Annotated in this window: 13 protein-coding genes; 7 read left to right on the top strand and 6 right to left on the bottom strand. The window is 61.0% G+C overall.

Translation table 11 applies throughout. The features are described 5' to 3' along the window. Window positions 1-9: 9 nt before the first annotated feature. Both lnt and BM155_RS00655 read left to right on the top strand, forming a co-directional pair. Window positions 10-1,596 (top strand): apolipoprotein N-acyltransferase, encoded by a 1,587-nt coding sequence (gene lnt, locus BM155_RS00660; protein WP_074900505.1) that lies wholly within the window; start codon window positions 10-12, stop codon window positions 1,594-1,596. Between the two features lie 127 nt (window positions 1,597-1,723). Further along, window positions 1,724-2,641, top strand: coding sequence for a TIGR01777 family oxidoreductase (locus BM155_RS00655; protein WP_074900908.1), 918 nt, complete (start codon window positions 1,724-1,726; stop codon window positions 2,639-2,641). Window positions 2,642-2,669: 28 nt separating this feature from the next. Here the strand turns inward: BM155_RS00655 and BM155_RS00650 are convergent, their stop codons facing one another. The 3 genes from BM155_RS00650 to BM155_RS00640 form a co-directional block, all read right to left on the bottom strand. Next, entirely contained in the window at window positions 2,670-3,044 is a 375-nt protein-coding gene (locus BM155_RS00650) for a hypothetical protein (RefSeq protein WP_067152078.1), read from the bottom strand. Window positions 3,045-3,209: 165 nt separating this feature from the next. Next, window positions 3,210-3,989, bottom strand: a complete 780-nt coding sequence (locus tag BM155_RS00645; protein ID WP_067152076.1) for a YdcF family protein — start codon at window positions 3,987-3,989, stop codon at window positions 3,210-3,212. Continuing rightward, window positions 3,989-4,438, bottom strand: coding sequence for a zinc ribbon-containing protein (locus BM155_RS00640; protein ID WP_067152075.1), 450 nt, complete (start codon window positions 4,436-4,438; stop codon window positions 3,989-3,991). The genes BM155_RS00645 and BM155_RS00640 overlap by 1 nt, the downstream gene beginning before the upstream one ends. A 172-nt stretch (window positions 4,439-4,610) precedes the next feature. Here BM155_RS00640 and leuS point away from each other — a divergent pair, with 172 nt between their 5' ends. From leuS to BM155_RS00620, 4 genes are all read left to right on the top strand, one after another. Further along, window positions 4,611-7,208 carry a leucine--tRNA ligase gene (gene leuS / locus BM155_RS00635; RefSeq protein ID WP_074900502.1) on the top strand — a complete coding sequence of 866 codons (2,598 nt, stop codon included), beginning with the start codon at window positions 4,611-4,613 and terminating at the stop codon, window positions 7,206-7,208. A 167-nt stretch (window positions 7,209-7,375) separates the two neighbouring features. Continuing rightward, window positions 7,376-7,894 carry an LPS-assembly lipoprotein LptE gene (locus tag BM155_RS00630; RefSeq protein WP_067152073.1) on the top strand — a complete coding sequence of 173 codons (519 nt, stop codon included), beginning with the start codon at window positions 7,376-7,378 and terminating at the stop codon, window positions 7,892-7,894. A gap of 16 nt (window positions 7,895-7,910) precedes the next feature. Continuing rightward, entirely contained in the window at window positions 7,911-8,912 is a 1,002-nt protein-coding gene (gene holA, locus BM155_RS00625; RefSeq protein WP_067152071.1) for a DNA polymerase III subunit delta, read from the top strand. A gap of 123 nt (window positions 8,913-9,035) precedes the next feature. After that, entirely contained in the window at window positions 9,036-10,709 is a 1,674-nt protein-coding gene (locus tag BM155_RS00620) for an acyl-CoA dehydrogenase family protein (RefSeq protein WP_254773073.1), read from the top strand. Window positions 10,710-10,738: 29 nt separating this feature from the next. Here BM155_RS00620 and BM155_RS00615 read toward each other — a convergent pair whose 3' ends face one another. The 3 genes from BM155_RS00615 to BM155_RS00605 are packed head-to-tail and all read right to left on the bottom strand — an operon-like array spanning window position 10,739 to window position 12,780. Then, complete coding sequence (locus BM155_RS00615; protein WP_067152068.1) at window positions 10,739-11,107, bottom strand: SirB2 family protein; 369 nt, start codon at window positions 11,105-11,107, stop codon at window positions 10,739-10,741. After that, window positions 11,107-11,544 (bottom strand): RrF2 family transcriptional regulator, encoded by a 438-nt coding sequence (locus tag BM155_RS00610; protein ID WP_067152066.1) that lies wholly within the window; start codon window positions 11,542-11,544, stop codon window positions 11,107-11,109. The genes BM155_RS00615 and BM155_RS00610 overlap by 1 nt, the downstream gene beginning before the upstream one ends. A 12-nt stretch (window positions 11,545-11,556) precedes the next feature. Then, a complete protein-coding gene (locus tag BM155_RS00605) occupies window positions 11,557-12,780 on the bottom strand; it encodes an NnrS family protein (RefSeq protein ID WP_254773071.1) in 1,224 nt (407 codons plus the stop codon). Window positions 12,781-13,091: 311 nt separating this feature from the next. Here BM155_RS00605 and ytfE point away from each other — a divergent pair, with 311 nt between their 5' ends. Beyond that, window positions 13,092-13,760, top strand: a complete 669-nt coding sequence (gene ytfE / locus BM155_RS00600) for an iron-sulfur cluster repair protein YtfE (RefSeq protein ID WP_067152064.1) — start codon at window positions 13,092-13,094, stop codon at window positions 13,758-13,760. The last annotated feature ends 2 nt before the right edge of the window (window positions 13,761-13,762 follow it).

The raw sequence follows: 13,762 nt of genomic DNA, 5'->3' as shown, positions 1-13,762 counted from the left end.
AAGACAGTCATGAGAAAAGCCTTCGCATTCCGCATTCCCAATTTCGTGCTATCGGCTATCGCTGGCGGATTGCTGACCCTCTCTTTCGCGCCCTACGGCTACTGGCCCTGTGGTCTGGGATCCCTGTCCCTGCTCGCCTGGCTGTACCTGCGCGCGTCCGGGGGCAGGCAACTATCCGGGCGCAGAAGTCTGTGGCTGGCGTTTTGTTTCGGCCTGGGCCTTTTCGGCAGCGGAGGCTCCTGGGTCTATGTATCTATCACCGAGTTCGGCAACTCTTCGGTATTGTTGGGCACCGCACTAACCGGTGCCTTTGTTTCTATCATGGCGCTTTTGCTGGCCCTGCCCTTTTATTTCCTCGGGCACTTCACCGGTCGCGGGCTCAGCTTCGCACTCGCCTTTCCCGCACTGTGGTTTGTCAGCGAGTGGCTGCGCAGCTGGATATTTACCGGCTTCCCCTGGCTCTATGCCGGCTACGGACAGATTGAAACCTGGTTGTCCGGCTGGGCGCCGGTGCTCAGCGTCTACGGCATGGGGCTACTGCTGGCCTTAAGCGCGGCAGTTATCGCCCTGGCCGCGGCGGGGCGCTTGGCACTGAGGGCCAATCCCGCTGGGCAGGGCGCATCCGTACTTCTGGTAGTGGCGGCGCTCCTGCCCTGGCCGATCGGCGCTCTCCTGGCACAGGTAGAGTGGACCCAGCCGGAAGGCGACGCCATCACTGTCGGCCTGGTACAAGCCAACATTCCCCAGGAAAAAAAGTGGCTACCGGAATTTCGCGGCGAAACCATCCGGCGTTACCAGGACGGCAGCCGCGCGCTTAGTGAACAAGGTGTCGACGTCATTGTCTGGCCCGAAGCCGCTCTGCCCGTGCTCTACAGCCACGCTCCGAATCTGATGCAGGCCCTACAACGCAATGCGGAGCAGACCCGGACTGATCTGATCGCCGGTATACTCTACGACCGCCGGGAGCCCGGACGCCGGGTAGTGCACAATTCCGCCACCGTTTTCGGCCGCAATCCCGGCATCTACCACAAACGCCACCTGGTCCCCTTTGGCGAATATGTGCCGCTGGAAGACTGGCTGCGCGGCACCATCGAATTTTTTAATCTGCCCACATCCTTCATCCAGCCGGGGCCGGAGGAACAGCAGCCGCTGAACGCCGGCGGCACCAGCTGGGCCCCGCTGATCTGCTACGAAATCGTCTATCCGCGTATGGTTGCCGACAGTGCGCTATCGGCACAAGTTCTGCTGACCATTAGTAACGATGCCTGGTTCGGCGACTCCATAGGCCCGCTGCAACATATGCAGATCGCCCAGATGCGCGCCCTGGAAACAGGCCGCTACCTGGTGCGCAGCACTAACACCGGCGTTACCGCTATTGTCGACCCGCGCGGCCGCATAGTGCACAGGCTCCCCCAGTTCGAACGCGCCAATTTAACTGGGGAGGTCCGCGCGATGCGCGGTGCCACCCCCTTTATGCTCACCGGCATTACCCCGGTATTCGCATTGGCCCTGCCAATGCTGGTTGCCGCCTCTCTGTTCCGGCGCCGCCGGCCCGCCGCGGCGAAGGCCCCGCTGGCAGGAGAGATTTCAGACTGACCGCGAAAATGACCTCGCACGCCAAAATTTTTGCCTAAATCGCAGCAAAGCCCACTACCCTCCGCCGCTGCCGGTCACCGCTGCTATGCTGCAAAAACAAGCAAACGGCGGCAAGGAAGCCTACCTTATGCACTGTCTTATCAGCGGCGGCACCGGTCTGATCGGCCGGCTGTTTTGTAAGCACTGGCTGGCGCGCGGCGGAAAATTGACCGTGTTGAGCCGACGGCCAGAAAAAGTGCACCTTCTCTGCGGTGAGGCCACCCAGAGCTGCCGCGAACTGCGGGACGTGGAAGGGCCGGTGGATGTGGTGGTCAACCTGGCTGGAGAGACAATCACCCGGCGCTGGACGGAAACACACCGCACAGAAATCCGCAATTCGCGCCTGCGCACCACGGAAAAGCTGGTGCGGTGGTCCCTGTCCCAGGCCCCGCGTCCCAGGTACTTTCTATCCGGCTCCGCAGTCGGCTACTACGGTGACCGCGGCGGAGACTTGTTGCGAGAAAACAGCCCTCCCGGCGGCGGCTTCGCCGCACAGCTTTGTCGCGACTGGGAGGCGGCTACCCTGCCTCTGCAACAGGCTGGAATCTGTGTCGGCACTATGCGCACCGCCATCGTACTCTCCACACGCGGTGGCGCCCTCGCCAAAATGTTGCCCGCTTTCCGCCTCGGGGTCGGCGGCCCCATGGGGTCCGGCGAACAGTGGATGAGCTGGATTCACGAGGAAGACATTGTCGGCCTGATGCTGCACGCAATCGACAAGCACCTCTGCCACCCCTTCAACGCTTGTGCTCCGGAGGCGGTGACCAACAACAGTTTTTCCCGCCTCCTGGCCAGGCAGCTGCACCGGCCCTGCCTGATGCGCACACCAGCCTGGATGCTGAAATTGATGTTCGGGGAAATGGCGGAAGAACTGCTGCTAGCCAGCCAGAAGATGGAACCGCGCGCCGCGCTGGACAGCGGTTACACCTTTCGATTCCCGACTCTGGAACAGGCCCTTGCGGACCTGATGCCGAACAAGCGCAGGGCGGCAGAGGGAAACAGGTAAATGGGCTCGTCTGCCGCGGCCGCGGCTTCTATGCGGCCTCTATACTTCGGTTGAGCGCCTGGTCCAGATAACGGCGGCCGGACTCACCGGCCACCAGCTCCGCCCGGCATTCCATGGGGGCGGAGCCCACCCACTGGGCGTGCCACCGGTACCACTGCTGCTCTTCGCCATTACAGCGCAGTTCGACAAAGTCCACCTGCTCGGGATCCAGGCGAAACTCCCGCACTATTTGACCGGCAAATGTCTCGAAATTCTTGCTCACCTGTGCATCCCCTTCACCGCCGGCGCAGAGGAATACCAGCTCCCGCTTATCCCGGTGCGCGCGCTTGAAACCAATCCAGACGGGACGATTGAGGCGATTGTGTAATTGAATCGGGGAAAAGGAAGCAGGAATGCCCTTCATCTCAGCGTTACCTCTTTTATTGTTATGGTTGTATTCACAGCCGCCACTCCGTAGTGATAAACATCCACTGGCGTCTGCTGCGAGGCCAACCATCTTAGTGGCCCTTGCGGGTCGCGGACAAGGCCGCATCTGCAGTTTAAGAGTCCCCACATGGACATGAGTTCCTCAGCAGCTTCGAACCGGCGGCAGAGGCCGCCACTGATACCATTTGCGCGCCAGTATCTCCCGCCAGTACACCTGGGTGCGCAACAGCGCCGAGGCACTCGGCAGCCAGCGCAGCAGACCGCTTTGCGCCCTCGGCAACAGTTCCGACGGGCTGCCCACCGACAGCGTTTGCACCTGCAGGCCTGCGCGTGCGAACAACTCGGCAGCCCGGGGCATATGCCACCAGTGGGTGACCAGCAGTACGCTTTCAACACCGGAGTCGTGCAGGAGCGCGGCACTGTTGACCGCATTCTCGGCAGTCGTACGACTGCAAATCTCGCGCCAAGTTACCGGACGGTGGAAAGTTTCCTGCAATAACTCCGCCATCAACCCGGCCTCCGGCGCCCGCTCCAGCTCGAAAACCCGCCCCCCGGAAACCAGTATGGGCAATCGCTCCGGCGCCATCCGGGCGGCGCCGGCCACCCGCTCAAGGCTGGTCGCAGACAGGCGTTCGTTACCGGAATTCTCATCCCGGTAACGGCCACCCCCCAGCACAACCACCGCCCGCGGCACCGCCTGTGGCGCCTCGGGCGGTGCGCCGAGGCGCGCGCCCAGCCAAGAGGAAAAAGCGGGAGTCGCAGAGACCCACAAAACAGCGACGGAGAGAATAGTCAGAGGCAATGACAATTTTGCGAAAAAAGAACCGGCCGGAAAAAACCGCAACACCAATGCCAACACCAGGCCCAGCAGTGGTGCCAGCGGGGGCATTACCAACGCCGCGAGGATGGCGTGCGTCTCCATCAGTCTTCCAGGCCACCCTCTATTTGTAGAAAGCAGCCATAGCCACAGCGGTGGCAGGGAGTGATTTGGGTTCCCGCCTCAGGCAAGGCGCGGTAGCCGCACCCCAGGCACTGCAACTCTTCTCCGCCCACCGTGCGCTCTCCCGCCAGTGCCCAGGGTTTACCCTCCTTGATACAGCGCATCAGGTTGGGCCAGGCAGTTTCCGTGGGATCGGCGGCGTCCAGCAACCAACTGCCGCCACGCTCCTCCAGGGTTTGCAGCTCACCGCCAAGACCGCGCAAATAGTCTGCAGCCCGGTGAAGATCATCTTTTAGCCAGGCGCGGAGAAAAGCGGCCTTGTTGGCCGTCAGCGCCTCCACCGCCAGTTCATCCTCTACGAGTTCTTCCAAATCCCGGCGCAACGTCTCCGCCAGGTTCTCCTCCTGCGGCAACTTCGGTTCCTTCGTCATGACAACCCTCATATAATTCCGCGCTTGTGCATCCTAACCGGTGCTATCAGAACTATCCCTGATCGAGATCAAATGCGCCTAACGCGCGAACGATCGCGGCCTCGGGCCGTCCTTCAGGGCGACAAAATTCTTTTCCCGAAAATTTAGATCACAGAGTATAGGTCCCCAATCGATGGAAGAGCAGTACACCCCCTCCGCAGTCGAAGCCGCCGCCCAGCAGTTCTGGGAGGAGCACAAAAGCTTTGAGGTGACAGAGGACGCCGGCAAAGAAAAATTCTACTGCCTGTCCATGTTCCCCTACCCCAGCGGCAAACTGCATATGGGGCATGTACGCAACTACACGATTACCGATGTGATATCCCGCTACCAGCGCATGCAGGGCAAGAATGTACTGCACCCTATGGGCTGGGACGCTTTCGGCCTTCCGGCGGAAAACGCCGCCATCCAGAATAAAACAGCACCCGCCAAGTGGACCTACGCCAACATCGATTACATGAAAGGGCAATTGAAAGCTTTGGGGTTCGGCTTCGATTGGTCCCGCGAACTGGCCACCTGCCAGCCCTCCTACTACCGCTGGGAACAGTGGTTCTTCACCCGCCTGTACGAAAAAGGGCTGGTCTACAAAAAGAACTCCGCGGTGAACTGGTGCCCACACGATCAGACGGTGCTGGCCAACGAGCAGGTAGAAGACGGCTGTTGCTGGCGCTGCGGCACTACGGTGGAACGCCGCGAACTGGCGCAGTGGTTTATCAAGATTACCGACTACGCAGAAGAGCTGCTCAACGATCTGGACAAACTGCCCCACTGGCCCGAACAGGTCCGCACAATGCAGCGCAACTGGATCGGCAAGAGCAAGGGTGTGGAACTGTCCTTTGCCCTGCCGCAGCCTATCGCCGGCCTCGATCACTTCGATGTTTACACCACACGCCCGGATACCCTGATGGGCGTCACCTACGTCTCCCTTGCCGCCGAACACCCGATAGCGCTGGCCCTGGCGGAAGACAACCCGGAACTGAAAGCCTTTATCGCCGAGTGCAAGAAACAGTCCCTGTCCGAGGCCGACATGGCCACCATGGAGAAAAAAGGGATGGACACCGGCATCAAGGCGATTCACCCGCTCACGGGCAAAGAAGTGCCGGTGTGGATCGCCAACTATGTACTGATGGACTACGGTTCCGGCGCGGTAATGGCGGTACCGGCCCACGACCAGAGGGACTGGGAGTTCGCACGCAAATACAAACTGCCCATCGAACAGGTTATTAAGCCCGCCAGCGGTGAATCCATTGACCTCTCCGAAGCCGCTTTCACGGATAAGGGGGTACTGACCAACTCCGGTGACTTCGACGGTCTCGATTTTGATGCCGCTTTCAGCGCCATTGCCAGCGCACTGGAAACCGCCGGCAAAGGCAGAGTGACCACCAACTACCGCCTGCGCGACTGGGGGGTCTCCCGCCAGCGCTACTGGGGCGCGCCGATTCCCATGTTCAATCTGCCCGACGGCGGCGAAATCCCGGTACCCGCGGAAAAATTGCCCATCCTGCTGCCGGAAGACGTGGAACTGGACGGTGTTCAATCGCCGATCAAGGCAGACCCACAGTGGCGCAAAGACGAGCTGAACGGCGAGCCCGTCGAACGCGAGACGGATACCTTCGACACTTTTATGGAATCCAGCTGGTACTACGCCCGCTACACCTGCCCGGATTTCGAAGAGGGCATGCTGGACACCGAGCGCGCCAACTACTGGCTGCCGGTGGATCAATATGTCGGCGGAATTGAGCACGCGATACTGCACCTGCTCTACGCGCGCTTCTTCCACAAACTGATGCGCGACGAGGGGCTGGTAAACAGCGACGAACCCTTCGAGCGGCTGCTGTGCCAGGGCATGGTACTGGCGGAATCCTTCTACAAACTGGTGGATGGCCACAAGGTGTGGATCAATCCCTCCGAGGTGGAAGTGGAACGGGACGAGAAAGGCAAGCCCATCCGCGCGGTAGAGCGCGCCACTGGCGACGAAGTAATTCCCGGCGGTGTGGTGAAAATGTCCAAGTCCAAAAACAACGGCATAGACCCCCACGCCGCAGTGGAACAGTACGGCGCGGACACAGTGCGTCTTTTCACCATGTTCGCCGCCCCGCCGGAGCAGACTCTCGAGTGGCACGAAGCCGGCGTCGAGGGCGCCAGCCGCTTCCTGCGTAAATTGTGGAAGACGGTACACAGCCACCTGCTGGCTGGTGACGGCAGCGAAGGCTTCACTTCCGATGCGCTGACCGATAAACAGCGACAACTGCGCCGCAAGACCCACGAGACCATCCAGAAAGTGGGCGACGACTACGGCCGCCGCCAGACGTTCAATACCGCCATCGCCGCGGTGATGGAGCTTCTGAATGAAGTAAACCGGCTCGCCGATCGCGACAGCGCCCAGGGCCTGGCCGTGGAGCGCGAGGCACTGCAGGCCGCCGTACTACTGCTGGCCCCGGTCACCCCGCACATCTGCCACGAGCTGTGGATGGCCCTGGGCAATGACACCCCGCTGGTGGACGCCCCCTGGCCCCAAGTGGACGAAAATGCCCTGGTCCGCTCTAGCATCACCCTGGTGGTGCAAGTCAACGGCAAGGTGCGCGCGAAACTGGAGGCACCGGCGGATGCCGACAACGACACCCTGGAACAGCTGGCCCTGGCCAACGACAATGTGCAGAAATTTATCGGCGATGCCACTGTGCGCAAAGTCATCGTGGTGCCGGGCAAATTGGTGAATATCGTCGCCAAATAATCCGGGGCTCAAACCCGTCACAAGCAGGCTTGCGGGCGGCACTGCCGCCCCTGCCTGACGCAGCCCGCCACCCAGGGAACCACAGGCGAACGCAGTCGGGGCTGTCCCGACACATCGCAACCTGCGCCCGGAAAACTGCTAGAGTGCGCTCAGAACAGAAGCAAACAATGATGAAAATCCTCCCCCCACTACTGCTGCTTACCCTGCTCGCCACCGCCGGTTGTGGATGGCACCTGCGCGGCGCGCCGCAAAACTTTCCCCCGGGCAGCCTGCTATACATTTCCAGCGAAGACTCGCGCAGTGATATCGCCAACGAGCTGACCCGCCTGCTGCAAAATACCGGGGTACCTATGGCGTCCTCCCCACTGGAGGCAGACTATACGCTGCTTATCCACAAAGAGACCGAGCGCAAGCGCACCGTCTCCGTGGACGCGCGGGGCCGCGCCTCCGAGTACGAGCTGATCACTAGTGCGCTCTACAGCGTGCGCGACAGCGGCGGCAACTGGCTGTTGAACAACGCCCAGGCAGACGTCTACCGCACCCTGGAATGGGACGATAACGAAATCGTCAGTAAGGGGGAGGAAGAACGGTTGCTGCGCGAGGAGATGCGCCGCGAGCTGATCAGCCGCATCATTGACCGCCTGCGCCGCATCGACGTCGAGGCGAGCGCAGAAGAAAGAAACTAATATTTCCGGGCCATTTATGCGCATCAACCCCCGGCAACTGCAACAGAGTCTCAGCAAGGGCCTGATGCCCATCTATGTCGTCACTGGCGACGAACCCCTGATAGTGCAGGAGTGTTGCGACAGTATCCGCGCCGCTGCCCGGAACGGCGGCTTCTCGGAGCGGGAGTTGCTGCACGCGGAACACAGCTTCGATTGGGGGCAACTGCTCTCCTCTGCCGGGAGTATGTCCCTGTTCGCGGAAAAGAAAATCATCGAACTGCGCCTGCCCGGTGGCAAGCCCGGCGACAAAGGCAGCAAGGCGCTGCAGGAGTTCGCCGCGCTCGCCGGCAATGACCTGCTGCTATTGCTGGTTCTGCCTCGGCTGGACAGATCCCAGCTCAACAGCAAATGGATCAAGGCCCTGGAACAAAACGGCGTGCTGATCCAGGTGTGGCCGGTGGAGGCCGCGGAAATGCCCCGCTGGATTCACCAGCGGCTGCGCGCCGCCGGTCTGGACGCCGAGCCAGAGGCGATCCAGATACTGGCGGACCGAGTCGAGGGCAACCTGCTCGCCGCCAGCCAGGAAATCGAGAAACTCAAACTGCTCGGTTCAGACAAGCTGATCACCGCCGACCTGATGCGCGACGCCGTGGCCAGCTCCGCCCGCTACGATGTCTTCAACCTGATCGACCGCGCCCTGGCTGGCGATGCCGAGGGGGCGGTCAAAACACTACAGGGCCTGCGCGCGGAAGGCGTCGAAGCGCCAGTGGTGCTCTGGGCCCTGGCGCGGGAAATCCGCAGCCTGCTGGAAATCGGCGAAAAACTGGACCGGGGACAGCCGATCGCACGCCTGGTCCGCATCCCCAAACGCCAACCGCTAGTGCAGTCCGCCCTCGCCCGCCTCACTCCCGCCCGGCTGGAAAGCCTGCTGCTGCGCGCACGTGCGGTGGACACAGCCATCAAGGGCGGCAGAGATCAGGACCCCTGGATCGGGCTGCTGGAACTCGCCTTGAATCTGTCCGGCAAACGCAGCATTTGAAGCGAACACCGCCTTCGAACCGCGCGTCTTGAACACAAAGATGCAAACGGGCTGGCCGGCAAAAGCGCAGTTGCACTAACCTAGGCAACACGGAAACCGCCAATGCTGCCAGGGATACGACCAGTGCCAAAACCAACCACTCCGTCCGTCAAAGCCACAAATTGGGCCGACACCCACGAAGTTTTCAATCAGGTAGCGCCGCTCGCCGGCCACAATCTCTACGCCGCCGATACCGCCCTGCGTCAGGCCGTTCAGTACAACGGCGGCCACTGGGCGGAGGACGACCTGCAGCGCTACGGTGAAGTCTGCGGCCGCCCGGAGATGATTCAGCGCGGCTTCGACGCCAACGAATTCCCCCCGATCTTCGAACCCCACGACCGCGTGGGCAACCGTGTCGATCTGGTGCGCTACCACCCGGCCTACCACCAGCTGATGCAGCTGGCTCTGAGCGAAGGTCTTCACAGCAGCCCCTGGACAGATCCCAAACCCGGCGCCCATGTGGCGCGGGCGGCCAAGTACTATCTGCACTGCCAGCTGGAAGCGGGCCACGGTTGCCCGGTAACCATGACCTTCGCCGCTGTGCCTTCCATTCGCCTGGCGCCGGCACTGGCCGAAGAGTGGCTGCCCAAGATTACCAATCGCGGCTACGACCCGAGCAACCGCCCCCATACAGAGAAAACCGCCGTCACCATCGGCATGGGTATGACAGAGAAACAGGGCGGCTCCGACGTGCGCGCCAACACCACTACCGCTACGCCGCTCGGCGACGGCTGCTACGAGCTGGTGGGGCACAAGTGGTTCACCTCGGCCCCTATGTGCGACGCCTTCCTGATGCTGGCCCGCACCGATGCCGGCCTCAGCTGTTTTCTGGTACCCCGCTGGCGGCCGGACGGCAGCAAAAACCCCGTCCAGATCCAGCGCTTGAAAAACAAGGCCGGCAACGTCTCCAACGCTTCTTCCGAAATCGAGTTGCGCGGCGCCCTGGGCTGGCTGGTAGGAGAAGAAGGCCGAGGAATCAACGCCATTATCGAAATGGTGGCCGTAACCCGCTTCGACTGCATGATCGGCTCCGCGGGCGGCCAGCGCCAGGCTGTCGCACAGGCCATCCACCACGCTTCACAGCGCAGCGCCTTCGGCAAGCGCCTGATCGACCAACCGCTGATGCAGAATGTGTTGGCCGATCTGCAACTGGAGGTGGAGGGCTCCGTCGCATTGACCATGCGCATGGCCCGCGCTTTCGATCACCCGGAGAAAGAGCACGAAAGAATGCTGATGCGCCTGGGCGCCGCCGTGGGCAAATACTGGATTTGCAAGCGCACACCGCACCACGCCTACGAAGCCATGGAGTGCCTGGGCGGCAACGGAGTGATCGAGGATTTCATTACCGCCAGGCTCTACCGGGACGCCCCCATCAACGCCATCTGGGAGGGGTCCGGCAATATTCAGGCACTGGATGTACTGCGCGCCGCCGCCAAAATGCCCGCGGCCATCGACCACTGGTTCGACGAGCTGGCGGACAGCACTGGCGCCGATCCTCTACTGGACAGATGGATTCTCAGTTTGAAAAACCAACTGGCGGACAGCGACCAGATCGAATTCCGCGCCCGCCAACTGGCAGACCAACTGGCACTGGCGATGCAAGCGCACCTGCTGATACAGGGCAGCAGCAGTGCCGTGGCCGAGGCCTTTATCGCCTCGCGCCTGAGCGCGCGGGGCGCGCACAGCACCGGCACTCTGCCGAAAGGACTGGATGTAGCCACCCTGATCGAGCGCGGTAACCCGCAGGGGAACCTCTGATCTCCGCGCGGACTTTACAGGCTGTCGAATCAGAACGGCTTCAAGACGGCCATCATCACCGCACCGCCCACCAGGCAGAGCGCCAAGAGCCCGAACAACATCCGGCGGCCGGCATCGGCCGCCCGCATGGCGCCGATACCGGCCCAGATATAACCCGCAATCAACAACAACTTGACCAACAGCCAGGGCGCCTGCAGTGGCGACAGCCGGTAGAGCGTGGCGATGGCAATACCCGATAGCAGCAGCAGCGTGTCAATCAAATGAGGCGCGGGCTTAATCCACCTGGCCTCGACAAAGCCCGCCCCCATCTGACGCCCGAGAAAGCGCAGCACAAAAAAACTGACGGAAACCGCCACCAAAGTAACGTGCAAGTGCTTCAGAAGCAGTACATTGACCATCAGCCGATCCTCAATAAACGCACCATGTGCTGCGCCTTTCCCTTTGGCAACAAATCCGCCAGGGTGTATTGGTCCAGCACCTGGAAAAAAGCTTCCAACGCCTCGGCAAATATCCGCTTGAGTTCACAGGCCGGAGTGATCACACAGCCCTTGCCATTATTGAAACACTCCACCAACGCCAGATCCTGCTCCGTATCCCGGACCAGGTGACCGACATTGATGTCCTCCGGTCTGCCCGCCAGGCGCACACCGCCGTTTTTGCCGCGAATGGCAATCAGATAGCCTTTGCTGTTAAGAGACTGCACCACTTTCATCAGGTGGTTTTTGGAAATTTCGTAACTCTCGGCGATTTCGCGGATTGTGGCGAGTTCTTCACCCTTGAGGGCCACGTACATCAACACGCGCAGGGAGTAATCGGTATAGCGGGTAATATGCATACTTCAATCTCGTTATCCCGGGCGGCCATCCGCCCGCGGACGGCTCAGTATCGGCCAGTAGAGCACCGTAAATAGCCCAAAGGCCAGGGTCCAGGCCAGCCCCGCCAGGGACAGCCCCAGACGAAAATCCAGAACTTGCAAGGCAACCAGCAGGCGCAGTACGGCAGCGGCGGTAATCGCCAGGTAAATACCCAAACCAAATGGAGCCAGCTTTAACGGGCGCCCCGTATGCCCCACTGCTACACGGGTCATAACACCCAGCAACAGCGTGCCGATCGCTCCCGCACCGAGGGCGTGCTGCCAGGCGCTATCGGGTACCGCACCAATCAGGGCCGCCAGCGCCCGCAACGACAGACTCAACACAACCCAGGCATAGCCGAGGTGCAAAATCCACAGCATGGGCTCTTTACACACGCGCCAACCGGCCCACTGCCACAGGCGCAGACCGTTGCTCAACGCCGCAACCAAGGCTATCAGACCGAGCGACGTCTCCGATACACCCAGCCCATCCAGTGCAATCAACAAAGCAACGGACATCAGTGCCACGCGATCGGTCCAAACTGAGCGCGTCACCCAGTTGGCGTCCCCTCCGTGCATGCGCAGCCAGTTGGCGGAAAACGCCGGAATAATGCGCCCGCCGATAACCGCCATCAGCAGCAGAATCAAATCCAGGCCCAAGCGTTCGCCAGCAGCAAGCAGGTCCGTGCGCCCACTGACAAACCCCAAATGCATCAGCAAATTGCCGCCGAACAGCAGCGACAGCACCACCACCAGGAGCAAATTGCGACGGTTCTTATACGCAACCAGCACCCGCAGCAGGTAAAGTGCCAGCACCGGCAGAAATGCCAGATCCACCAGTGCCACCAGCCAGGTGGGTATCCAGGACGCCAGCCACATGGAGATTCGCCCGCCCATCCACAAAAGCACCAATGCCAACAGGCGCCCCCCTTTGAGAGGCGGCGCTCCCGTCCAATTGGTGACGGCAGTCAGCAAAAAACCGGCGATGGCGGCAGACACCAGGCCGTACAACATCTCGTGGCTATGCCATTGAAAAGGCGACCACCCCAGAGGCAGCGACCAGCCGGCAAAGAGAAACCCCAGCCACCCCAGAATCAGTACAAGTGCGTAAGCCCCGGTCAACAGGAAAAAAGGCCGGAAACCATAGGCGAGCAAAACCGGAGCCTGCCCCTTCTGCATCAGCGGTACCTCCCGCGGCTGCATCGGATGAATGTTCATGCCGAACCCCTCACAAATGATGCATTTAATTTACAACTTTTACTTAAGCACATCAACGATCAACACCCAAAGGGCCTCTGATGAATTCGCTGCCTGGCGGTAAAGAAACCTCAAGACCCACATACTGAGCGCCCCATAACCCATACAGACATAGCACCTATGCAAATTGCTCAAAGACTCCCCATGGTTGATCGAGATCAATTCGATCCCGAATTAAGATGCAAATATTTTACATCTTTAAAAGATGCAAACATAATGAATCTTAAGTGGCACCCCACCAATCTGACAAACCGACAGCGAGGAGGAGTTTTGTGAATACCCTGGATCAACGCCTGGACCGACTGGCGCACCGGATCCCAGGCGCAACTGAGGTGTTTTTTGATCACCGCCTGGATTTCTGTAACAGCGGCGAGCAGACCCTGCGGGAAGCCGCTGCCCGCAAAGCGCTGGACCCCGCAGCCATCGCCGCGGAGCTAGAAGCGCTCGCAAGGGAAACGGAAACGGAAAGCTGGGATCAGGCGCCAGACAGCGCACTGGTCGAGCACATTCTCACCCGCTATCACCAGCGCCATCGCAAACAGCTACCGGCGCTGATTAACCTGGCCGCTCAGGTCGAATCCACACACCGGGATCACCCGGATTGTCCCGCCGGCCTGGCGGAACACCTAAGGCAGATGCTCGCCGAGCTGGAGAGCCACATGCAAAAGGAGGAGCGGATTCTCTTTCCCATGATTCTGCGCGGCATGACCGAAATGGCACGGGCGCCGGCGAGTGTAATGCGCCACGAGCATCTCGACCACGGCCGGGCCCTCGAGCGCCTGGATCGCTTGACCCACTATTTCAGCCCGCCCGCAGAGGCCTGTGAGCACTGGCGCGCGCTGTACCGAGAGGCGGCCACCCTGGCGCGGGATCTGGCGGAACACATCCACTTGGAAAACAACCTGCTGTTTAAACGCATCGAAGAACGAGGGGGGCTCTGAAC

It is taken from the genome of Microbulbifer thermotolerans, assembly GCF_900112305.1.
GTDB classification, from domain to species: Bacteria; Pseudomonadota; Gammaproteobacteria; order Pseudomonadales; family Cellvibrionaceae; genus Microbulbifer; species Microbulbifer thermotolerans.
The sequence above is the reverse complement of the archived record's forward strand: the minus strand, read 5'-3'. Positions and strand labels throughout refer to the sequence as shown.